Below are 22,953 nucleotides of genomic sequence, written 5' to 3' on the forward strand. Positions count from 1 at the left end.
ACCCTTATGATGCCAGGGTAGTTTTCGATTCGCGGACGAGAATGGTCCCCGACTGGATCAGTTTGAATTCATCGCCTTCCAGTTTCTCTACACGGTCGCCAATGGCCAGCTTGTAGGTGGTGGTGGGCGCCGAGCCAGCCAGGTCGCCTTGCGCCGGGTTGGATTCCTGGAACTCATGCACCGAATATACGCGGCCTTCCGCGTCTCTGGCATGGAACTGTCCGACTAGTACTGCTGCCATCTGTTTAGAACCTCTGGAGATAAACACTCGATTTGCGGTTCTGTAGACCGTCAGGGAGCGGGGTAGTTTACCTATAAGAAAAAAATACTATTCGCTGATGTTTTCAGGCACTTCCTACGCAAGCTGCTGCAAGGAAAACGCCCCGGTAATCTTCGAAACCCTCTGGTGAACACGCCGCTAAGCCTTTATAACTACAAGCTCCTTTATTCAGAAGTCGGGAAACCTCAATGAGCAAGGTCTACACGATTGCCGTCCTGGTGGGCAGCTTGAGAAAAGCGTCGATCAACCGCAAGGTCGCCCTGGCCTTGGCCGAGCTGGCGCCTGCCAATCTCAAGTTGAACATTGTTGAAATCGGCGACTTGCCGCTCTACAACGAGGACATCGACGGTGCAACACCGCCCGCAGCCTACAGTACTTTCCGCCAACAGGTGAGTTCATCCGACGCGGTGCTGTTTGTGACCCCGGAATACAACCGCTCCGTACCGGCAGCGTTGAAGAACGCTATCGACGTAGGTTCCCGTCCATATGGGCAAAGCGCCTGGAGCGGCAAGCCTGGTGCGATTATCAGTGTGTCGCCGGGTGCCATTGGTGGTTTCGGCGCCAATCATCACCTGCGCCAGTCACTGGTGTTCCTGGATGTGTGGTGCATGCAGCAGCCGGAAGCCTACCTGGGTGGGGCGGGCAGTGTGTTCGATGAGGCGGGCAAGGTGTCGGAAAAGACCAAACCATTCTTGCAAGCATTTATCGATGCCTACGGCAAATGGGTAGAAAAACAGAAGGCTTGATCGGGCAATGCGCTCAAGTGTGGGAGGAGCAAGGCCCTCCCACCTTTTCGTTTAACGCAGCCAGTTGGTCCGGGCCAGTTCAATCACCTCATCCCCGCGCCCACTCATCACCGCTTTGAGCATATACAAGCTGAACCCTTTGGCCTGTTCCAGCTTGATACTTGGCGGCATCACCAGTTCCTGAGTGGCGGTCACCACGTCCACCAGCACCGGGCCATCGTGGGCCAATGCGCGGCGCAAGGCCGGCTCGAGGTCTTCGGATTGCTCCACGCGAATTCCCAGGATGCCCATGGCATTGGACATGGCCGCGAAGTCCGGGTTTTTCAACTCAGTGCCAGTGTCCAGGTACCCGGCAGCCTTCATTTCCATGGCCACAAACCCCAGGGACGAGTTATTGAACACAATGAGTTTCACCGGCAGATTCAACTGCGCCAGTGAAATGAAATCCCCCATCAACATGGTGAACCCGCCATCACCCGACATCGAAATCACCTGGCGCCCAGGGAATGCCGCTTGGGCGCCGATGGCCTGGGGCATGGCGTTGGCCATCGAGCCATGATTGAACGAGCCGATCAGCCGGCGTTTGCCATTCATCTTCAAATAACGCGCCGCCCACACCGTGGGTGAGCCGACGTCGGCGGTGAAGATCGCATCATCGTCGGCCAGCTCGCTGAGCAAGCGTGCGACGTACTGAGGGTGGATCGGTCGATTCGCCTTGGAGGGTTGCGCCAAGTCATCCAGCCCCTGACGGGCCTTCTCGTAGTGCTTCAACGAGGTCTCAAGAAAGCTGCGATCGGTCTTGCGGGTCAGGCGCGGCAGCAGGGCATCGATGGTCTCCCTGACATCGGCGGCGATGCCCAGATCCAGCGTGGCGCGTCGGCCCAGGGCTTGCGGGTCGCAATCAACCTGAATGATCTTGGCATCGGTGGGGTAGAACTGGCGATAGGGGAAGTCGGTGCCGAGCATGATCAAGGTGTCGCAGTCGAGCATGGCATGGTAACCGGAGCTGAAACCGATCAGGCCGGTCATGCCCACGTCAAACGGGTTATCCCACTCCACATGTTCCTTGCCGCGCAACGCGTGCACCACCGGCGCGCCGAGCGCATCGGCCAGCGCTACGACTTGGTCGTGGGCACCGGCACAACCGCTGCCGCACAGCAGGGTGACCTTTTCACTGCCCTGAAGGATCTCGCTGAGGCGTTGCAGGTCCTGCTCGGCCGGCAAGGTGCGCGGTGCGTGCAGGGCTGGCCAGGGCTTGAGCTTGTCTTCCACTTCAAGCAGCGACACATCCCCAGGAATCACCACCACCGCTACGCCGCGATTGAGGATTGCCGAGCGCATGGCACGGTGCAGCACCTGAGGCATCTGCTCGGGGTTGCTCACCAGCTCGATGAAATGGCTGCACTCCTTGAACAGTTCCTGGGGATGGGTTTCCTGAAAATAGTTGAGGCCGATCTCCGACGACGGAATTTGCGCAGCAATCGCCAGCACCGGCACATGGTTGCGATGGCAGTCGAACAAACCATTGATCAAATGCAGGTTGCCCGGCCCGCAACTGCCGGCACACACCGTCAACTCCCCCGTGGCGGCGGCTTCGGCACCGGCGGCAAAGGCGGCGACTTCTTCGTGGCGCACATGCATCCACTCGATACTGTCCATGCTGCGCAGCGCGTCGGTCAGGCCATTGAGACTGTCACCGGTCAGGCCCCAGATACGCTTGATACCCGCCTGTTCAAGGGTGGTCGCCAGTTGCTGGGCCAGGTTGATTTTCGCCATGAGGAACTCCAGTCGTCAGTGAGGTTAAAAACTGCTGATCAGTAGAGGACAGTTCGATTACGGCGAATGCTCACCCTATAGTGTGAAGATTGCTTCATGGCCACGCGGTATTGGCGGGGGCGCCGGGGGGTGAACCACTGGTCACGTACCAGCGCAATGCACGGGGCGACGTTGGCCTTGGTCTGCCCACCCAAATTTGCAGAGCCAAGCAGGACCAAATGTGGGAGGGGGCTTGCTCCCGATAGCGGTGGATCAGGCAACGAATCTGTTGACTGGTACTCCGTCATCGGGGGCAAGCCCCCTCCCACATTTTGATACTCAGCGTCGACGGAACAGCGGCAGCGGCTCGTCCGTCGCAGCCTGATAGGTCACCGAGAAATCCTTGAGGCTTTCCAGCGCTTCGTACGGGTCTTTGTCGGCACGCAAGGCGAAGGCATCGAACCCGCAGCGGTGCAGGTAGAACAACTGGTCACGCAGCACATCGCCAATTGCCCGCAGCTCGCCCTTGTAGCCATAACGGTCACGCAGCAGGCGGGCGTTGGAATAGTTACGGCCGTCGGTGAAGGCCGGGAAGTTCAGGGCGATGACCTGGAAGTGTTCCACGTCGTCACCGATTTCCTCGGCTTCTTCATCGGCGTCCAGCCACACGCCCAGGCCGCCATCGCGGGCCTTGAGGGCGTGGCCATGTTCGCGCCACAGCGCCAGCGGCACGATCAGGTCGTCGCAGTTGGAGATGCCGTCGAAGCTCGCGTCCTTGGGCAGCAGGTGCCAGGTTTCGTCGACGACTTCGTTGTTCTTAATGATTCGCTGCATAGACGCGCTCCTTGAACAGGTCAATGCCGATGCGCTGGTAGGTGTCGATGAAACGCTCATCTTCGGTGCGCTGTTCGATGTAGACGTCGATCAGCTTGCCGATCACCTCGGGCATGGCTTCCTGGGCGAAGGATGGGCCGAGGATCTTGCCCAGGCTCGCATCGCGGCTGGCGCTGCCACCCAGGGACACTTGGTAGAATTCTTCGCCTTTCTTGTCCACGCCCAGGATGCCGATGTGGCCGACGTGGTGGTGACCACAGGCGTTCATGCAACCGGAGATGTTCAGGTCCAGCTCGCCGATGTCGAACAGGTAGTCCAGGTCGTCGAAACGGCGCTGGATGGATTCGGCAATCGGGATCGACTTGGCGTTGGCCAGGGAGCAGAAGTCGCCGCCCGGGCAGCAGATGATGTCGGTCAACAGGCCAATGTTCGGCGTGGCAAAACCGCCTTCGCGCAACTCGCCCCACAGGGTGAACAGTTGGCTCTGCTCGACGTCCGCAAGAATGATGTTCTGCTCGTGGGAGGTACGCAGTTGGCCAAAGCTGTAGCGCTCGGCCAGGTCGGCAACGGCGTCCAGCTGCTTGTCGGTGATATCGCCTGGGGCAACGCCGGTGGGCTTGAGCGACAGGGTCACCGCCACATAGCCTGGCTTCTTGTGCGCCAGGGTGTTGCGCGTGCGCCAGCGGGCAAAACCTGGGTGTTGCTGGTCAAGGGCGGCCAGTTCGGCGTCCTGGTTGCTCAGGGCTTTATATTCAGGATCGACAAAATGCTTGGCGACGCGGTGCACTTCGGCTTCGGTCAGGGTGGTCTGGCCGCCGCGCAAGTGTTCCATTTCGGCGTCGACTTTCTGGGCAAACACCTCAGGGGTCAGCGCTTTGACCAGGATCTTGATCCGGGCTTTGTACTTGTTGTCACGACGGCCGTAGCGGTTGTAGACCCGCAGGATGGCGTCGAGGTAACTCAGCAGGTCCTGCCACGGCAGGAACTCGTTGATGAACGCGCCGACCACCGGGGTACGGCCCAATCCACCACCCACCAGCACGCGGAAACCCAGCTCACCGGCAGCGTTGTACACCGGCTCCAGGCCGATATCGTGCACTTCGATGGCGGCGCGGTCCGAGGTCGAGCCATTGATGGCGATCTTGAACTTGCGCGGCAGGTAGGCGAACTCAGGGTGGAAGGTAGTCCACTGGCGCACGATCTCGCACCACGGCCGTGGGTCGATCAACTCGTCGGCAGCGACGCCGGCAAACTGATCGGTGGTCACGTTGCGCAGGCAGTTACCGCTGGTCTGAATGGCGTGCATTTGCACAGTGGCCAGTTCAGCCAGGATGTCCGGCACGTCTTCCAGCGCCGGCCAGTTGAACTGCACGTTCTGGCGGGTACTGATGTGGGCGTAGCCTTTGTCGAAGTCGCGGGCAATCTTGGCCATCATTCGCGTCTGTCGCGAGGTCAGCTGGCCATAAGGCACGGCCACCCGCAGCATCGGCGCAAAGCGCTGAACATAAAGGCCATTTTGCAGGCGCAGAGGGCGGAACTCTTCTTCGCTCAGTTCACCTGCTAAGTAGCGTCGGGTCTGATCACGGAACTGCTTGACGCGGTCCTCGATGATGCGCTGATCGTATTCGTCGTATACGTACATATAGGTCCTGTTCTCGGCAAATCTGCGCGCACGGCCGCGCACTCCCAACGGAGCCGGCGCACGATACCAGTTTGCGTATATGCGCAAAAGTGATGTTTGGGTATATGTAAATAACCAAACTGACTAATGAGAACCGTTATCGCCATACCCACATTTGTCATGCGGGCAATCATGATCTTTACTGTGGTCGAGTCTTAGTGCCGTCACCCATAAAACCGACAAGAGGCGATGCAATGAGCAATTCCACCAAAGCCCGTAAACCTGATAGTACCGTGGATGCCTGGGCCATTCTGTTCCTGATTGTTCTGGTGGTTGGAACCGCCGTGTTCTGGGTTAGCCACCAGTAACAAAGAGCGTTGATTGAGCCCCGATTGGCTGTTGTATTGCCACTGTCATGGCAATCATTTTTCCAGGCTCGAACAACCATGTTGAAGGTTCTGATTGCGTGTGTGTGGTTAGCAGGATCGACGTACGGGGCCATGGCCCAGGCCGCGTCGGTGGTGTTTCTTAACCCAGGCTCGTCCACGGAAACCTTTTGGGTCAGTTATGCGCAATTCATGCAGGCCGCTGCCAGGGACCTTGGCCTGGATTTGCGCGTGCGCTATTCCGAGCCAAACGCCGATAACACCCTGGTACAAGCCCGTGAGACGCTGCAAGGCACCCAGCGGCCCGACTACTTGGTGCTGGTGAATGAGCAATATGTCGCCCCAAAAATCTTGCGCATGGCCCGGGGCAGTCTGGTGGCCGACGATGAGCAGGCCGGTTACCTGATGCTCATCGACCTGCTGCGCAGCCATGCTGCGGTCGCGCCCGGGGCATCCTACCGCTACCCGTTCAGCCTGCAACTGCTGCTGCGTTAGACCCCGGCCAGGTGCAGTACCAGCTTGACGACGCCGAACAAGGTCAAGGCAAATACCGCCGTGAAGAGCACGCCCAGGATGACAAAGTGGCTGGGCTTGCCGTGGGTGAAATCGCGGGCGCGGTTCTTGCCGCTTTGTACACCAAAGGCCGCCGCCATGACGCTGTGGAGCATCTGCCAGAAGGTCGGCGGCTTATTGTTGGCTGGATCGTTCATAAAACCCTCGTGCGCATGGCTGTCCTCAAGAGCATAGACAATCTATCTGTGAGGGCCTGCCCCCCTAACTATTCACCGCAGGCCAAAGACTGAGCGGTGATGTGCTGTCACTCCAAATCAACGGAGTGACAACATGTCTGAATTACCCGCTGGCCATGGTTTCGCTGCGCAACCCTGCATACGCACGGGTCTGGCGACCTTGTAACGGCCTGGCCGCACCCCGGCGGCAGATGTGGCAGCAATTAGCCCAGGAACCGCTACATGAGCGTTTTTTCCATTTGCTCGAACGCCTGCGCGATACCGATGAGTTCCGGTTCCAACCGGTCGATCTTGCCCGGCGGGTGTGGGAGGTGATTGAAAGCGCCCGGGTGAAATTGCGGCTTGAACTGTCCCGCCAGGAGGTGCACGAATTGTCGGCGGACATTGTTGTGGCGGTACCGGGCAGGTCAGCGTCGCCGCAGCCGGGGCCCTCGACACGCCAGCAAGCCAGACAGCCGTAGCCCATAGGATTACGCCCACGCCCTGGGAGCATGGGCGTAGTCAAAGCAAAACCTCTCTTACACTTCCAGGCCGAGAAACAGTTTCTGATCCAGCGGTGCGCCGATCACGGCCTTGTCCAGATTGATCACGGCGCGGTTATTCGCCTTGGCCTGCTCCATCAGTTCCTTGCGCGTAAATCGGCGCTCGGCCGGGGTCTTCAGGTGGCCGAAGCTAGGCGTTGAAGCCGGCGAGTCAACGGATGGGTAATGGAAGTGCGCGTACCAAAGGTCAGCATCTTCCGGCCTTTTTCCGGAAGGGATTTTACGTTTGTCACGTATGGCATATTCGGTGAGAAAGTCTCCGGCCTTCAAGGGCACGCGTTTTTTCACCAGGTGGATGGTGACAAACTTGTGGGTGTGTAAAAAATCGACCTTGGCGGCTTTGGGACGCTGCAGCAGATAGCCTTCGCCGCACAGTTGATAAGCCTGCGCAGTGGCCTCTATTGCCGCCTTCTCGTAGCTCTTGCGCAGTGCAATGGCGTGTTCATCCGTTGCGGTTTTGAGCTCCTCGGCAAGCGCTGTGAATCTCGCCGCATGTTGAGTCAGCATCACCTCCCAGTCACTGGGGTTGATTTCCTCCCGTCGGATGGGGTCCAGGAGTTTGTGCTGTTGGTAGCCAATGCTGGCGTCGATACCGGTGCGCTCGTTTTTGAGGGCTTCGCCATCCGCTCGGATTGTTTTTAATGACCGTGCCGCCGGAGTGGGTGCCGTTCTCGGCTCACTCGGGGGCGCGACGATTGTCCATTTGCCCTTGCGACCTTGGTAAGTGCTAACGACTTCTCCAGTAAGCGTATCGGTAATATCGACATAATCGACCGGTTCATTGGGTTTGCTTGGGCGTAAGTCGCCTATCAGGCTTTTTTGATCAACGGTTTTGATGACGCGTCGGGTTGCCGGTTTTTGGCGTTTGCTCTTGTCACGGGCGGGGCGGGTGGCAAGCTTTTCTTCAACCAGGATCAAGTTGGCCAGTTGTGTCTCGAGGCCCGAACGTGCCTCATCCAGGTGTTTCAGGTATGACTCGCGATAAGCCTCCCGCACGAGGCCGGAGTTCATGTCGTGCAACGAATTAACCGCATTCTCCAGTTGTTCATAGCGCTCAAGGGCACCCTTGAGGACATCGATTTGCTCCACCGTCGAGTAGCCTGAGGTGGTGCGCATTTCTGTATGTGCGAGCACAATACTTGCGAGTTGGGGGTCGGTGAGGACACGGATGAACGGAAATTCCATCACCCTCACTGGGCGATGGGTGCGATTGAACACCAAATCAGTGAACACCAGCATTGCATGCTGTTTGATCGCCACTGAGGAGATGTCTTGGTCGGAAGGATTTCCTTCCAACAGTAATGGGCGCAGTGCAGGGTCGGCTTGTTTGAGGAAGGTCTCGATCTGTTCTGCCGGCTCGATCATTTGATTGAGGGCCGCTACTTGGCGCGTTTTGGTGTTGATGTACTCATCGTAGGCATGGGTGATGTTTTCCGGTAATTCTCGATTGGCGCGCTCACCGAGCTCGTCGCAGTTTTCGCCGTTGTCGCTTACCAGAGTGTCGGCCATTTTTTGCGCCAGACACGAAAAGACCGAACTCCAGTAGCTATAGATAATTCGTGTTGCCTTATCTCGTCTTTGCCTATGTGTGTGATTTGTACGGTCTACTTTCATCAGTTCATCGGCCTTGACTTCGATTCTTTGCATCAAAGGGATCAGCGTCCGGCCGTTTTGCTGGTAATTGTCGAGTGCTGCCTCCCACTGAGCCCTGGCCTGCGCAGTATTGACTCGCCTGGCCGCATGGCGCCTCGTGACCTGGGCGTGGAGCTCCGGGATCTGGGCTGAGGTGCTGAGGAGTAGCCAGTCCTTTCTCAGAAGTGTTGCCTGGTCGGCCAGATTGGCGCGGGCCGTATTCAAGGCGGACTCAAACTCAGTGGTAGAGGCAATGGCTGAATCCATTTCTATCAGGAGCGCGTCAAACTCTTGTGTCAACGCGCGTATACGCTCGTCACGTGTTGACTTCCACTTACTCAGTCGCTCCCTGGGCATGCCGCCTTCCAGCCTGGCACGCCGGTCCAGCCGCCAATGTCCTTGCCCATCGCTGACCAGTTTGAAGCCGGGATGCTGGGGATGGTCCGGATGCACCAGATAGACTTCGTTGAAACCCTGCACCACGTTCGCCTGAAACAACAACCCACCGAAACTGGCGTGCCACTTGCCGTCAATCCAGTACAGCCCTTTAAGAACGCCGTGTGGTAGAGGGGAGGGTAGCGGGGTGGGCCACGGCACCTGCACATCGAGCAGCGCCTTGAGCAACTTCGCGCCAGCATGAGGGCTGGAAATCGAGTGGCCGAAGTCCAAGGCCGTATGGCCGGTCGCCGGCGGTTCACCGGGCAGCGATACTGGGCCATGACGCACTATGGGCGCTTCTTGCGCAGGTGGCAGTCCCGCCGAGCGGTGCCACGTTTCCAGGTGCAGGGCATGCTCCTGTGCGGAGGGCTCCGACAACGGCCGTGGAGACCGATCGGAAGGGGCAGTGGCGTGCAGCAGCACCATGGCGGTGTTGAGCAAAAGATCGATCAGGGCCAGCTCACGGGTGGTGGGGTCGCTGCTGTCCAGGCCGGAGAGGTCCTGCTCCAGGCTGCTGACCAGCACCATGAACCAGCCAGCCAGCATGGCCGGGCCCTGTACCAGCGGTAACAGCAGGGTATTGAACAGCAGCCACGCGCCTTCCATCACGACGGCCCAGCGGCTTTCATGGTTGGACACCGATTCGCGGTCTGCCAGGTCGACCAAGGCCCGTGCCGTGCTGCCAAACAGATGATTGAGCAGTTGACCATTGACTTGCGATTGCAGCCATTCGCCAGCACCCTCATCGACGGCCAGGGTCGCAGGTGCAGGGCGCTCCAAACGGGGTCGAAACTCATCCCCTGGCACGAAACGAATGATGTGCGGTTCCTTGATACCTCCTTCGTCGTACACAGGGCGAGCCCTGTCGCTCAGCCAGGCCAGCACACGGCCTTGCAACACGCCGGGTGTGGTCAGCGCGTCGAGCAGGGTTTGGCGGGTGGGGAATTCGTGCAGGGCGTCGGTATACAGCGGTTGATAAAGCAGATGTGGGCCGACACTTGCGTCACGCGGCTCGATGATGAACGCGTTGTTGACTTCATCCGGCGCGGCGCCAGGTTTGCGGCACAAAGCCAATGGGCGCAGGACAATCTCCTGATCGTCGACGATTCGGTCCGAGGGCATTTCACCCATCAACGCTTTGACGTAGCGATAACCGGTGACGGTGACGCCATGCTGCCCGCGGATCTTGTATTCCAACGCCTGCATCGGCAGCTTGACCTTGAGTTCGCGGGTAAACAGGGTTTCGCGCCGTCGTGCGTCAGCCGTGTCGGACAACAAGGTGTCTTTGATTGTTTGTGGATAGGTGGCGCCGATATCGACGCGCTGGATCAGCCCGGTACTGCCCAGCAGGTAGTCTTCGTTGAGCCAGCTTGGAAGAGGCGTTGCGTTTTTGGAAAACAGCGTGAGTGTGCCTTTAGGCTTGCCGGCGAGGTTCTTCAGCGCCAGCTCCGTCAGCGACATGCGCACATGTTCGATTATGCCGGCACCGCCTGGGTAGCCGGCGGCCACGGCAAAGTCCAGTACCACCTCATCGGGGTCGCAGTCGCCATGATCGGCTTGCATCTGCTTGCGCAGCGCGGCGCGGCTGAAACCGTAGATGTTTTCAATGCCCTCATTGAACGCGCGGCCTTGGTTGTGTTGCAGCACCTGCGCCATGTCCTGCATGTGGCGATGGTAGGCAAAACGGTCGGCGGCGCTGGCTTGTGCAAGCCATGGCGGCAGTTGCTCATTGACCTTCTGCAAGGTCGCCGCAGCGGCTGTCGGCACCTGGGTAAACAGAAGCGCCGGATCGGTGAGTTTTTCCAGGCGTCGTTCAAGCGTTCTTTCGTCTTGGCCCTGAAACTTCAATGTCGCCAGGTCTTCCAGTTGCTGATTGAGGATCAGGCCGGCCTGTTGCTCGAACACATTGCCGTCCGGTTCATTGCGCCGCCACGTAAGGCTGTCGAACTGAAACCGCGCCTGCATCCTGGCTCCCCAGGCAGCACCGAAATCATCGAGGCTGTCAAACACCTGGATATCCCCGGCCACGCTGTACAGCAGCACCTGCTTGTCGCGCATCAGCAGTAGGTCGGGGGTTAGCAGGCTGACCTGTTCGCCGGCGTGGGTGAATGTGTTCTCAATCAAATAAACATAGGTGGCGGGTGAGGATTGAGGCAGGCGCTCGGCTTGCACCGGCCAGGTCGCGACGACCCTGAGCATGTCCCGCTGGGTCGCGTTCAAGTTCGATTGGCTGGCGGCTATTGCCGTCATCCGGCCGTTGAGAAATTCGCCCAGCCACTGCCAGCGACTGCTGCCATGGCTGTCGGTTTCGCTCCAGTAGTCGGCCAGCGCCGCCTGGAAATATAGGTGAATCGACTCGGGCAGGGCATCGATGATGTTCGCAATCACCCGCATGTCGATAAGGGGCGGGGTATCAGGCTTGAGGATTTGGGGGACCTGTTGAGTCAGGTAGTACGCCAGTTCGCGTTTTGGCCGCAGGTCGAGCAACTGTGGGTTGAGCACATGGGCGATGGCAACTTCCATCAACGGCCGGAAGGTGTACACCCCGTTGGGGTCCGGGATGGCTAGTTTGACTGTGGACAGGTCCAGTTTGAGCGCCGGATAGCGCTCCAGAATATGGCTACGCAGGGCATTGAACACTACGGAATACAAGGCCGGGCGCGTAGCGAAATGCGTATGGATGGCCTGGGCGGGTAGCTGGCTCAGGGCGGTGGGGGAACTCGGGGTGGGCATGATGAAATCCATTTGCCTGTTATGGGAAGCGACAGGAAATCGAATGTGGTGACCGCGCAGGTGGTACAGGAGTACCACTGCCAGCGACCGGCCCCAAACGCGCACGAGGTCATATATGCACCGCCTGGCGCGCTGGGCGCCATGATGAGCTGTCAGTCCATTTCAAAGGAGTGACACGATGGACAATTCCTCCCAGACTTCCTTGCCGGCCGTGCCAGCAAACGATGCACCCAAACCGATAAAACAGCTCACCGCCACCCAAAGCCTGCACGGCGACTTCCTGGAGCGCAGCAGCCCGCAGTGGCTGATCGACACGATGCCGGCCCGCAAGCAGGCGCTCAAGGACGCCAGCACGGTCATGCCGGCGTGGCTCGCGAACGCTACGCCTGAACAACGCAACGAGGTGACCGAGCGTTTCCTCGCCAACCTCACCACCCAGACCCAACTGGACAACACGATGGCCGCCTTCCAGGACATCGATGACTTCGCCCGGCCCTTGCTGCGCAAAGCCCTGAAGGATCAGTACCGACTGGACCTCGATGTCGACAAAATCCTGTTGTGCCTGCGCCGCCCGCTGGCGGTAGGGATTGTCGAAGTCGAGGTGGGGGATTTCGAGTTTTTGAAACTGTCCCTGCTGGAAGCGGCCTTGCACAACTTCGAGGCCTACGAGTGCAAGGAGGGCGCGTACCACAAGACCTCCGGGTTCATGCAAGCCACCAGCATCTCCGGCACCTATCACTCGGTGGCGATCAACCTGAAGGTCAGTCAGTTTTTGACGCTCTGTCGTGACCTCGATATCGGTGCCAAATACCAGGCCTATCTGCAAGGGTTTTTCTACCCCGAGGACGCTAGCGCCCAAGCCACCCTGCGCGAGCAGTTCATCGCCAATCAGAAGGCCGCTGTCAGGGCCGCCGCCGAGCAGGCACTGTTGACCGGCGATATCGAAGCGGCCGATCACCGCATGCTGCTGTCGGTGATCGACGGTGAAATCCACCCCTGGATGGGCGACAAGCAGGTGTGGTTCAGAACCCTGGGCCTGATGCATATGCGGATGACCGGCTGCATGGTGTTCTCGATCTGCAAAAAATACAGTTACCCTGACGAGCTGATCATCTATGTGCCCCAGGACCCGGAGCACCCACTCAAACGCTACCGCTGGCGGCAAATGGAGGCCGAGTTCAAGCGCCTGTTCACCGCCCGCGACCCGGCCAGGCCGAATGACCCGGCGCCGACGCCGTACCAGCAGTTCTTCAGTCGCTTTGTGCCCTACGACAAGCGGCCCTATTACTTCAGCCAATTCACCCGGAAGGCCGCTGACTCACCCTCCGACATCTGGCGCTCGCCCTGGAAGAAACTGCTGGATTTCACCACGCCGCACTTCATCACCGGCATCAAGGAGTTGCCGCCCGAGGCGCCTGCCAAGCTTGAGCCCAACCCTGACCCTTTCCTTTACCTCTCGACGCGCACACGGCGCGGCAAAGCGGTCTGGGCGGCGAACATCGACCCGTGGAAGTACTTTTACGAACAACACCGCGAGCAGGTGATCGCCGATGCCCGCGCCCATGCCGTGCCCACCGCGGATGTGGATGCCAAGGCGCGTGACGCCAAGTTGGCGCACCTGCTGGAGATCGGCATGTTGGGCTTGAACATGGTGTCGATGTTTGTGCCGGTGCTGGGGGAGGCCATGATGGTGGTGATGGCCGGGCAATTACTCTACGAAACCCTGGAAGGCGCGATCGAATGGGGCGAGGGCGACCGCCAGGCCGCCAAGGCGCACTTGATTGATGTGGCCGAGAACCTGGCGCAGATCGCCGTGATGGCCGGCGTGGGGGCTGGCGTCAGCCATTGGCAAGCGGCCAAGGCGGAGCCGGTGATTGAAGCGTTGGGTGAGGTCAAGCGGCCCGATGGCCAGGTGCGTTTGTGGAAGCCGAGCCTGAGCCGCTATGAGAGCCCGGTGGTCCTGCGGCGCGACCTGCATCCCAATGCCTTGGGGCAATATGTGCAAGACGGCAGGACCTATATCCGTCAGGGCAGCCAGGTCTACGAGCAATACTTCGATGCGCAGGCGCGCAAATGGCGGATCAAGCATCCGACTGACACCGAGGCTTACCAGCCGCTGCTTGAACACAACGGTCACGGCGCCTGGCGGCATACCCTGGAGCGCCCTCTGGAGTGGGACCGCCTGACGCTGTTGCGGCGTATGGGGCACGACGTTGATGCCTTTTCCGATACCGAGCTGCTCAAGGTCGCGGATGTCAGTGGGGTCAGCGACAACACGCTGCGCAAGATGCACATGGATCACACGGTTGCGCCGCCTGAGCTGGCCGATGCGATGCGCCTGTTCAAGGCGGATGCGGATGCGGCACGGGTGATCGAGCAACTGGAGGGCAACCGTACGATTGATGACCTGTATTTGTATGCGCTGCCCTTGATCGTGGAAATGCCGAGATGGCCTGTAGGGCGTGTACTTGAAGTGTTCGATGGGGTCGTGCTGACCGGCAAGTCGGTTAAATATGGTATTGAGCGGTCGGTCAAAGGTGTCGCGGCAAAGCCGGCGATCCAGGTGAACCGATACGACGTGCTGGGCGGTGAAGTGCCCGCGCGTATTCTGGCGGCTCTGGATGAAGCAGAAATCACTCAGCTGCTTGGCGCTGAGGCTGCGAGGGTCAATGAGCACAGGGCGCTGGAATTGAACAAGCAGTTGGCCGACTACGCCCGTCGCCGACAATCGGCGATTTTCGACAGTATCTACGCGGGAACTGACGCGTTGGACAAACGTATCCGGCTGCTGCAACGCACCTGCCCGGGGCTCAGCAAGACAGCGGCGCAAACCGTGCTCGACCACGCCCGGGGCGATGAGCTTGAACGGCTGGTCAACACCTCGCGGGTACCTTTGAACATGCTCGAAGAAGCCCGTTGGTATGCGCGGCAAGGGCGCCTGGCACGCGCCTATGCGGGGTTGCGCAGCGAGACGATGGCCACGGCAGACAGTCGGCGGTTGGCGCTGCATACCCTGGAGACTTTGCCCGGCTGGCCGGACACGCTGCGCCTGGAAGTGCGCAGCACTAACACCCAAGGCGAGTTGCTCGACAGTATTGGTGCGCCCTCCGCGCCGCAGAAAAAATACCTGGTTAAACACGGCCCCAGCTACCAGGCGTTCGATGAGCGGGGCGAAGCACTCAACAGTCTGGCAGTGGAGGGCGACAACTTCTTTGCCTCGGTGATGCATGCCTTGCCCGATGAGGCGCGTCAGAGTCTGGGGGTGCCACACGTCAGCCAGTACGCAGCGCTGCAACGCAAACTTATCGAGCAAGCCGATGCATATCGCCTGGAGGCCTCGGCGTGGTTGGAGCCGAAAACGCCCAGGTTCAAGGCGCCGGTGCGCATCAATGACACGCTGGTGGGCTATCAGGCCAGTGGGCGGGGACCGAGCGTGAGCCAGCAGCTGGCTTATCAGGTGCGCAGAATCTATCCGGATCTGGATGACGTACAGATCAATGCACTTTTCCTTGAGTGGAAACGGGCGGGGAACGATGCCCGGGCGATCGTCAGCAAGTTGAAAGCGTTGTTTGAAGAACACCAGGCACTGCACGACACGCTCAATCATTGGGTCAATCGTTCGTCGACAGCCAATCGTCAGAGCAATCTCATCGCCGGGGAAGCGCTTAAACGAAGCTGGGGTCGTTCTTGGCTGGCTGGGAAAGTGCCGGGTGCCGATGCCTTGGCGTTGACCCTCAACGAACCGTTGCCGCCACTGGCGGCGAACTTTTCATATGTGCGTGAATTATCGGTCATCGGCACGGCCCTGCATGACACCAATATCGATGGGTTTCTGAGCCAGTTTCCCGCTCTGGAAAAGCTGACCTTACGGGCACCCTACATCCCAGCCGTAGAGTCCGCGCAGGCTAGCCCGAGGTTGACCCGTGTGCCCCAGGTGTTGGCGCAGTTCAAAGGGCTCAAGCATCTGGCCGTCAGCTTCGATGCGCATCGGTTGAGCGCGCAGTTGTCGCCACAACTGGCGGCACTGGCCGGCCTTGAACACCTGGAGATCGGCTATTTAGCCTACGACGGCCATGTCCTCAACACGTTGGATTTAAGCCCCCTGCAAGGCTTGAAACGCTTGAAAATCGTGGCGCCCAACATCTCAATGCAATGGCCTGCCTATGTGCAGAAACTGCCGCTTCTAGAACGGCTGGACCTGGCCCTGACCACCATTGCGACGCTGCCTGCCGAGCTCTATACCGGTTACGAGCGGTTGTGGAGTGGTTTGTCGCTGGACTGGTCGATGTTCAGCTATGAAGACTTCAAGCCTGCCTACGAGCACGTCAAGAACTATGCAGGGATGTTCGGGCCACACCTGGCGAGCCTGGACGAGATGGTCGAAGGGTTTGGGCGCGGCGAATTGGGCCTGCTGATGGGCGAAGCGCATAGGGGGCGGCGCATGACTGACATGATCATGGGCCTGTGGAACACGCCACAAACGCGAATGAATGCCGTGCAAGCATTGCGTGAAGAACACCTCGGTATTTTCAAGCAGTTCTACGAGCCCGCTTTGGTCCCTGGGTTCAGGGTGCGCTTTGCGCGGGCGCGCTGGAAGAGCGGGCATAATGCAAGCATCCTGGCGTTGCTGGAAAAAAGCTGGCGCGGGGCGGTTTGCCAACGCTATGGCCTGCCGACCGATATCGACATTTCGATGTTTGAACTGCCGGATCCGCAGTTGTCATCGACCGATCCCTTGGTCATGGAAAAAATCCGCGAATTGCCGGTGTTGCCGGCCGGCACCTTTTCCCATGTGAAAACCTTGACGGTGAAGTGGTTGCAGAATGTACCTGCCGAGCAGATGCAGGGCTTCTTCCAGGCGTTTGCCGGTGTGCGAAGCCTTGAACTGCGCTTCAGCCACCTCACCGACGTGCCGATCAATGCGGACATCCTGCCGGAGTTGACGCACCTGAACTTGTCCGATAACCAGATCGTAGTGACCCCGGCAGTGCAGGCTCGATTGAATGGGTTGAACCGGCTACAAGTGTTGAGCCTGCAATATAACCAATTGGGCACCCTCGACGTCAGCGCACTGACTGACCTGACGGCGCTGAACCTGCGCGAATCGATGCTGCGCGAATGGCCACGGGGCGCTGAACATCTTGCGCAATTGACTTGCCTGGACCTACGTGAGAATCAATTGACAAGCCTTGCGTCGCTCGCGCGTGACGATTCGGATGTGTTGATGCGTACCGAGTTGGCAGGCAACCCGTTGAGCGCCGAAGGCACGACGTTGCTCAATGCGGCGCGGCGCCGGATCGAGATAGCCAAGGGCTTGCCTGAGGGCGCATTGAGCCGGTTTGCGCTGGAGCTGGAGTTTCTGGAGTTTCCGCCGAAGCAGACCGCGAGTTCGGTCGCAAGGTATTTACTGCCCATCCGACAGGATGTTGGGAGTGTGAAGGGCGCCCCGGAAATCGCCATAAGACGGCTGAGCCCGTTGATGTCGCCTGAACAAGTCTTGGCCCGGGTCAGGCAACTGCGCGAGATGGGGTTGGACGACGTGCAACTCGATACGCAGATCGGTCAGTGGCGCCAGACCCACGACGTGCTGACGCGCGAGTTGAATGGTTGGTTGTTTACCCGCGAGGCACGCTTTTATGACGGTATTCACGACCACCTGAAGCGACAAACCCCCGCAACGGCTATCCGCGAATCCTGGGTGAAAGCGGTGGTAGCGGGACGTACCGGTGTCGAGGTCGAAGCGTTGAACCTTCATCTGACCAAACCCGGTGATTTTCCAGCGCTCTCCATGCCGTTTACCCATGTGCGCACCCTCAATCTGACGGGGGTCAAGCTCACTGCGCAGGGCAGCAACGGGTTTTTAGCCGCTTTTACCCAATTGAACCAGTTGATACTCAGCGGCAACGAGCTGACAGCGCTGCCCGAAGCCGTTCAGCACATGGAACAGCTTGAACGTCTGGAACTGACTGCGAACGCATTCACGCAGGTGCCGTCGTTGCCTGCTCAACTGCGCAGTGAGCGTTTGCGTTGGCTGGACTTGAGCCACAACAACCTGCGGGCGTTTGATCTGCGGGACTTCAGTCGCCTGGAGACACTGGATGTGAGCTACAACCAAATCGCAAGATGGCCCGAGGGTGCGCTGGAGTCGCAGCACCTGACCCGGCTGAACCTGAGCGGCAATTCGTTGGAGTCCTTCGCGCAGCCTCTGCTCGGTGGCGCGCACGACGGCTTGGTGTCCGGTACGGACCTGTCCGATAACCACAACCTGACCGCGCAAGCCCTTGAACAGATGCGCGACTACGCCCAGGCGCATGAGGCCGATGAGGTCATGGGCTTTTCACGAGCAGAACTCGACCGCGCCCATCGCCGCAATTTTGGAGGGTCTGACACTGAGTCGGGCGCGGATTCCGACTCCGATCCTGATTCGGGCTCCGACTCTGGCTCTGGCTCTGGCTCTAGCTCTAGCTCTGACGACGATGACAGTGATCCGGACGCCGGCTACCTGCCGGCCGAGAAAATTGTAAACCCGCTGCAAAATACCGCGCAGCTGGCACTTGACCCCTGGTTGGCCAATACCTCTACGACATTGGCGACACAACGAACGACGCTGTGGAACCAACTGGCACAGGCAGATGATCATGATCGATTTTTCCACCTTATTTCGTTATTGCGTCGGACCTCGGAATTCAACCTCAACGGCCCGAGCCTCACGCAACGGGTTTGGGACGTTATCGCGGGGGCCGTCGAAAATGCCGAGCTGCGCGGCACCCTGTTCGTCGAAGCTGAAACCCACGGCACCTGTATCGATGGCCGCATCCTGACGTTCAGCGAGATGGAAGTGCGGGTGTTCGAGTACCGCGCCTTGCGCGATATTCCACAGCAACGGCTCGACCTCAGGGGCCGGGCGCTGCTGAACTTGTCGCGGCAGTTGTTTCGGTTGGGCAGGGCCGATCAACTGGCAGAAGCCGCCGCAGTAGGCCTGGACCGGGCCGAGGTGCGCTTGAGTTACCGGATCGGCTTGACCCGCGACTGGCCCGATGGCCTGGAACTGCCCGGACAGCCGGCCTACATGGCGTTCGCGAGCCCGATCAGTCTCGAGCTACAGGCACAGTTACGCGCACAGATCCTGGCCGCTGAACGTACCGATGCGTTTGTCGAAACCCTGATTCAACGTGATTATTGGTTGCGCTACCTGGATGAGCGTTACGCCGAACAGTTCGAGGCCCTTGAGGACGAGTTGGCACGCCGTCATGAAGCCTTGGAGGATGCGCACAGCGATCGGGGTGATGCCCAGAGCATGGAACGCTACAACGAAGCCATAGGCCAGTTGGAGGTCGAACGGGACGCCGCCCGTACCCAGAAACGCATGGAGCTGTCCCGGGCAGAGATACAACGGTTATCGGGCATGGAACCTGCCACGCCCGCACCGTCGTCACCTCAGCCCGGCCCGTCCTGGCGCCCCTGAGTCGCAGCCCTGAGTGCGCCGAGCCGGGTGGTCGGGGTTTGGCTCAGTTGTCATACCCCAGGTTCGGTGCCAACCAGCGCTCGGTCACGCTGAGGTCCTGGCCTTTGCGTGCGGTGTAGCTGGCGACCTGGTCCTTGTCGACCTTGCCCACGGCAAAGTACTGCGCCTGCGGATGGGCGAAGTACCAGCCGCTGACGGCCGCCGCCGGGAACATCGCGTAGTGCTCGGTGAGGAACACACCGCTGCGCCCGGCCCGCATTTCACGGGCTTCAGGGTCCAGCAGTTGAAACAGCTGGGCTTTCTCGGTGTGGTCCGGGCACGCCGGGTAGCCGGGGGCAGGGCGGATGCCGCTGTATTGCTCCTTGATCAGCGCCTCGTTGTCCAGTTGCTCGTCCTTGGCGTAACCCCAGTGTTGTTTTCGCACTTGCTGGTGCAGCCATTCGGCGCAGGCTTCGGCCAGGCGGTCGGCGAGGGCCTTGACCATGATCGAATTGTAGTCATCGCCCGCATCCTGATAAGCCTTGGCCACTTCCTCGGCACCGATACCTGCGGTGGTGATGAAGCCACCGATGTAGTCGGTCACGCCGCTGTCCTTGGGCGCGACGAAGTCGGCCAGGGAGAAGTTGGGCTTGCCGTCGGTCTTGATGATCTGTTGGCGCAGGTGATGCAGCTTGGCAATGGGCTGGCCGTCGTCGCCATAGACTTCCAGGTCATCGTCCTGCACCTGGTTGGTCGGCCAGAAGCCGAATACGGCGCGGGCGCTGATGAGTTTTTCGTCGATCAGCTTGTTGAGCATTTCCTGGGCATCGGCGTATAGCGCGGTCGCCGCTTCGCCGACCACTTCGTCCTCAAGAATGCGTGGGAATTTACCGGCCAGGTCCCAGGAGATAAAGAACGGCGTCCAGTCGATGTATTCAGCCAGCACCTTGAGGTCGATATTGTCCAGCACCTTGGCACCGGTAAAGGTCGGGACCACCGGCGTGTAAGTAGCCCAGTCGAACTGCGGCTTCTTGGCGATGGCGGCCGGGTAGCTCAGACGCTCAGTGCGGGCACTGCGGTTAGAGGTGCGTTCACGCACGTCGATGTATTCCAGGCGGGTCTTTTCGACGAAACCGGCCTTCAACTCCTTGGACAGCAACTGCGTGGCCACACCCACGGCGCGCGAGGCGTCGGTGACGTAGATCACGGCGTCATTGCTGTACTTGGGCTCGATTTTCACCGCCGTGTGCGCCTTGGAGGTGGTGGCGCCACCGATCATCAGCGGCAGGTGGAAGTCCTGGCGCTGCATCTCACGGGCCACGTGGACCATCTCATCCAATGACGGTGTGATCAGACCGGACAGGCCGATGATGTCGCACTTCTGTTCCTTGGCCACTTGCAGGATTTTTTCCGCAGGCACCATCACGCCCAAATCGACGATGTCATAGCCGTTGCAACCGAGCACCACGCCGACAATGTTCTTGCCGATGTCGTGCACGTCGCCCTTCACCGTGGCCATCAGGATCTTGCCCTTGGCCTCCGGCTTGTCGCCTTTTTCCAGCTCGATAAACGGGATCAAGTGGGCCACGGCCTGTTTCATCACTCGGGCGGATTTGACCACCTGGGGCAGGAACATTTTACCGGCGCCAAACAGATCACCAACGATGTTCATGCCCGACATCAGCGGGCCTTCGATCACTTCGATCGGACGTGCGAACGAAAGGCGCGACTCTTCGGTGTCTTCGACGATGTGCGTGGTGATGCCCTTGACCAGCGCGTGCTCCAGACGCTTGTTGACCTCCCAGCTACGCCACTCTTCGGTTTCGGCTTCCTTGACGCTGCCATCACCCTTGTACTTGTCGGCGATGGCGAGGAGGGCGTCGGTGCCCTCCGAGGTGCGGTTGAGCACCACATCTTCCACGGCATCGCGTAGTTCAGCCGGGATCTGGTCGTAGATCTCCAACTGACCGGCGTTGACGATACCCATGGTCAGGCCGCTGCGGATCGCATACAGCAGGAACACCGAGTGGATCGCCTCGCGCACCGGGTTGTTGCCACGGAACGAGAACGACACGTTGGACACGCCACCCGAGGTCAGCGCATACGGCAGTTCGTCGCGGATATAGGCACAGGCGTTGATGAAATCGACGGCGTAGTTGTTGTGCTCCTCGATACCGGTGGCGACGGCGAAGATGTTCGGGTCGAAGATGATGTCTTCCGGCGGGAAGCCGACTTCATTCACCAGAATGTCGTAGGAGCGTTTGCAGATCTCTTTTTTACGCGCTTCGGTGTCGGCCTGCCCGGCTTCGTCGAAGGCCATCACCACCACCGCAGCGCCGTAACGCTTGCATAGTTTGGCGTGATGAATGAACTGCTCGACGCCTTCCTTCATGCTGATGGAGTTGACGATGCCCTTGCCCTGGATGCACTTGAGGCCGGCCTCGATCACTTCCCACTTGGAGGAGTCGATCATGATCGGCACACGGGAGATGTCCGGCTCGCCGGCGATCAGATTGAGGAAGGTCACCATGGCCTTCTTCGAATCCAACATGCCTTCATCCATGTTGATGTCGATCACCTGGGCGCCGGCTTCCACCTGCTGCAGGGCGACTTCCAGGGCCTCGGTGTAGTTGTCTTCGCGGATCAGGCGGGCGAACTTGGCCGAGCCGGTAATGTTGGTACGCTCGCCGACGTTGACGAACAACGAGCTGCGATCGATGGTGAACGGCTCCAGGCCCGACAGGCGGCAGGCTTTGGGAATGTCCGGGATCGGGCGCGGCGCATAACCGGCAACGGCCTTGGCAATGGCTTCGATATGGCCCGGTGTGGTGCCGCAGCAGCCGCCGACGATATTCAGGAAACCGCTCTGGGCGAACTCTTCGATGACCTTGGCGGTTTCCGATGGCAGTTCGTCGTATTCGCCGAATTCGTTGGGCAGACCGGCGTTGGGGTGCGCCGACACATGGGTGTTGGCTTTGTTCGACAGCTCTTCCAGGTACGGGCGCAGTTCGCTGGCGCCGAGGGCGCAGTTGAGGCCGACCGAAATCGGCTTGGCGTGCGCCACCGAGTTCCAGAACGCTTCGGTGGTCTGGCCCGACAGGGTACGGCCCGAGGCGTCGGTGATGGTGCCGGAGATCATGATCGGCAGTTCGACATTCAATTCCTCGAATACACCTTGCACGGCAAAGATCGCGGCCTTGGCGTTGAGGGTATCGAAGATGGTTTCGATCAGGATCAGGTCGGCACCGCCTTCGATCAGGCCCTTGGTGGCCTCGGTGTAGTTTTCCACCAGCTCATCGAAGGTCACGTTGCGGTAGCCAGGGTTGTTCACGTCCGGGGACAGTGAGCAGGTACGGCTGGTCGGGCCCAGTACACCGGCGACAAAACGCGGCTTGGCCGGGTTCTCGTGGGTTTTGGCGTCGGCCACCTTGCGCGCCAGGCGCGCGCCTTCCACGTTCAGTTCATAGGCCAGCTCTTCCATGCCATAGTCGGCCATGGAGATGCGCGTGGCGTTGAAGGTGTTGGTTTCGAGGATATCGGCGCCGGCGTCCAGGTAAGCCTTTTCGATCCCGCCGATCACGTCGGGGCGAGTGAGGACCAGCAGGTCGTTGTTGCCCTTCACGTCGCTTGGCCAGTCGGCGAAGCGTTTGCCTCGGTAGTCCTGCTCCTCAAGCTTATAGCTCTGGATCATCGTGCCCATGCCACCGTCGAGGATCAGGATACGGTCCTTGAGGGCTTGGTGAAGGGCTTGCAGGCGAGCGCTACGATCGGGCATGGGACTACTCTGGTCAGG

At 59.7% G+C, this 22,953-nt stretch carries 10 protein-coding genes and 1 pseudogene; 4 read left to right on the forward strand and 7 right to left on the reverse strand.

Annotation, left to right across the window (positions count from 1 at the left end; all coding sequences use genetic code 11):
* Positions 1 to 4 precede the first annotated feature (4 nt).
* Positions 5 to 241: a hypothetical protein gene (locus QMK52_RS19800; RefSeq protein WP_032803575.1), complete on the reverse strand. Its 237-nt coding sequence runs from the start codon at positions 239 to 241 to the stop codon at positions 5 to 7.
* Positions 242 to 468: 227 nt separating this feature from the next.
* Here QMK52_RS19800 and QMK52_RS19805 point away from each other — a divergent pair, with 227 nt between their 5' ends.
* Positions 469 to 1,026 (forward strand): NADPH-dependent FMN reductase, encoded by a 558-nt coding sequence (locus QMK52_RS19805; RefSeq protein ID WP_005788734.1) that lies wholly within the window; start codon positions 469 to 471, stop codon positions 1,024 to 1,026.
* A 51-nt stretch (positions 1,027 to 1,077) separates the two neighbouring features.
* Here the strand turns inward: QMK52_RS19805 and poxB are convergent, their stop codons facing one another.
* From poxB to QMK52_RS19820, 3 genes are all read right to left on the reverse strand, one after another.
* Entirely contained in the window at positions 1,078 to 2,802 is a 1,725-nt protein-coding gene (gene poxB / locus QMK52_RS19810; protein ID WP_005788732.1) for a ubiquinone-dependent pyruvate dehydrogenase, read from the reverse strand.
* A 318-nt stretch (positions 2,803 to 3,120) separates the two neighbouring features.
* Complete coding sequence (locus tag QMK52_RS19815) at positions 3,121 to 3,615, reverse strand: DUF934 domain-containing protein (RefSeq protein WP_005788729.1); 495 nt, start codon at positions 3,613 to 3,615, stop codon at positions 3,121 to 3,123.
* The gene (locus QMK52_RS19820) at positions 3,599 to 5,257 is read right to left on the reverse strand and encodes a nitrite/sulfite reductase (protein WP_003190712.1); all 1,659 of its coding nucleotides are present in this window, start codon (positions 5,255 to 5,257) and stop codon (positions 3,599 to 3,601) included. The genes QMK52_RS19815 and QMK52_RS19820 overlap by 17 nt, the downstream gene beginning before the upstream one ends.
* A gap of 425 nt (positions 5,258 to 5,682) precedes the next feature.
* Between QMK52_RS19820 and QMK52_RS19825 the strand changes: the two are divergent.
* A pseudogene (locus QMK52_RS19825) lies at positions 5,683 to 6,078 on the forward strand (LacI family transcriptional regulator); the annotation flags it as partial.
* A 35-nt stretch (positions 6,079 to 6,113) separates the two neighbouring features.
* Here the strand turns inward: QMK52_RS19825 and QMK52_RS19830 are convergent.
* The gene (locus tag QMK52_RS19830; RefSeq protein WP_005788726.1) at positions 6,114 to 6,332 is read right to left on the reverse strand and encodes a DUF2970 domain-containing protein; all 219 of its coding nucleotides are present in this window, start codon (positions 6,330 to 6,332) and stop codon (positions 6,114 to 6,116) included.
* 230 nt (positions 6,333 to 6,562) lie between these two features.
* Between QMK52_RS19830 and QMK52_RS19835 the strand changes: the two genes are divergently transcribed.
* Complete coding sequence (locus QMK52_RS19835) at positions 6,563 to 6,832, forward strand: NEL-type E3 ubiquitin ligase domain-containing protein (RefSeq protein ID WP_005788724.1); 270 nt, start codon at positions 6,563 to 6,565, stop codon at positions 6,830 to 6,832.
* A gap of 57 nt (positions 6,833 to 6,889) precedes the next feature.
* On the opposite strand, the gene QMK52_RS19840 is transcribed toward QMK52_RS19835, so the two are convergent.
* Complete coding sequence (locus QMK52_RS19840; RefSeq protein ID WP_320403286.1) at positions 6,890 to 11,716, reverse strand: dermonecrotic toxin domain-containing protein; 4,827 nt, start codon at positions 11,714 to 11,716, stop codon at positions 6,890 to 6,892.
* A gap of 178 nt (positions 11,717 to 11,894) precedes the next feature.
* On the opposite strand from QMK52_RS19840, the gene QMK52_RS19845 reads away from it, so the two are divergent.
* The gene (locus QMK52_RS19845; protein ID WP_320403287.1) at positions 11,895 to 19,181 is read left to right on the forward strand and encodes an NEL-type E3 ubiquitin ligase domain-containing protein; all 7,287 of its coding nucleotides are present in this window, start codon (positions 11,895 to 11,897) and stop codon (positions 19,179 to 19,181) included.
* Between the two features lie 43 nt (positions 19,182 to 19,224).
* On the opposite strand, the gene metH is transcribed toward QMK52_RS19845, so the two are convergent.
* The gene (metH, locus tag QMK52_RS19850) at positions 19,225 to 22,935 is read right to left on the reverse strand and encodes a methionine synthase (RefSeq protein ID WP_194438445.1); all 3,711 of its coding nucleotides are present in this window, start codon (positions 22,933 to 22,935) and stop codon (positions 19,225 to 19,227) included.
* Positions 22,936 to 22,953: the final 18 nt, after the last annotated feature.

It is taken from the genome of Pseudomonas sp. P9_2 (genome assembly GCF_034008255.1).
Taxonomy (GTDB): domain Bacteria; phylum Pseudomonadota; class Gammaproteobacteria; order Pseudomonadales; family Pseudomonadaceae; genus Aquipseudomonas; species Aquipseudomonas synxantha_A.

Excerpts from the sequence above, each read along its gene's own strand:
- QMK52_RS19800 (WP_032803575.1), bottom strand. The coding sequence starts at position 241 with ATGGCAGCAGTACTAGTCGGACAGTTCCATGCCAGAGACGCGGAAGGC.
- QMK52_RS19805 (WP_005788734.1), top strand. The coding sequence starts at position 469 with ATGAGCAAGGTCTACACGATTGCCGTCCTGGTGGGCAGCTTGAGAAAA.
- poxB (WP_005788732.1), bottom strand. The coding sequence starts at position 2,802 with ATGGCGAAAATCAACCTGGCCCAGCAACTGGCGACCACCCTTGAACAG.
- QMK52_RS19815 (WP_005788729.1), bottom strand. The coding sequence starts at position 3,615 with ATGCAGCGAATCATTAAGAACAACGAAGTCGTCGACGAAACCTGGCAC.
- QMK52_RS19820 (WP_003190712.1), bottom strand. The coding sequence starts at position 5,257 with ATGTACGTATACGACGAATACGATCAGCGCATCATCGAGGACCGCGTC.
- QMK52_RS19830 (WP_005788726.1), bottom strand. The coding sequence starts at position 6,332 with ATGAACGATCCAGCCAACAATAAGCCGCCGACCTTCTGGCAGATGCTC.
- QMK52_RS19835 (WP_005788724.1), top strand. The coding sequence starts at position 6,563 with ATGTGGCAGCAATTAGCCCAGGAACCGCTACATGAGCGTTTTTTCCAT.
- QMK52_RS19840 (WP_320403286.1), bottom strand. The coding sequence starts at position 11,716 with ATGCCCACCCCGAGTTCCCCCACCGCCCTGAGCCAGCTACCCGCCCAG.
- QMK52_RS19845 (WP_320403287.1), top strand. The coding sequence starts at position 11,895 with ATGGACAATTCCTCCCAGACTTCCTTGCCGGCCGTGCCAGCAAACGAT.
- metH (WP_194438445.1), bottom strand. The coding sequence starts at position 22,935 with ATGCCCGATCGTAGCGCTCGCCTGCAAGCCCTTCACCAAGCCCTCAAG.